This window comes from Gilvimarinus sp. 1_MG-2023 (genome assembly GCF_030548285.1).
Genome location: NZ_JAUOSC010001854.1, coordinates 1 through 231, shown reverse-complemented (window position 1 = coordinate 231; position 231 = coordinate 1). Strand labels below are relative to the sequence as shown.

The 231-nt window shown below is 51.5% G+C and carries 1 protein-coding gene; it reads right to left on the bottom strand.

Annotation, left to right across the window (positions count from 1 at the left end; all coding sequences use genetic code 11):
* Positions 1–231 (bottom strand): PIN domain-containing protein (locus tag Q4563_RS23110; RefSeq protein WP_303606216.1); only part of this gene is annotated, 231 nt, incomplete at both ends.

The following is a 231-nucleotide window of genomic DNA, read 5'->3' as shown; positions in this document are numbered from 1 at the left end:
TCCGACAGCATCTGGTCGTTCTGATAGTCCTGTGCACCGATACCACAGCCCCGTGCCTTGAGGCGCATATTGATGTCTTTGGTGATCAGAATAATGTCGCGGTGGGGAGATTTTTCCTGCAGAGCGATCAGGCCATTGATGATTTTGTTGTCGTTCATCTCCCGGGATAAGGGCGCGTGACGGCTATCAAAGGTATCCAGCAGAATGGAAAACGAACCGAGTGACTTGCCA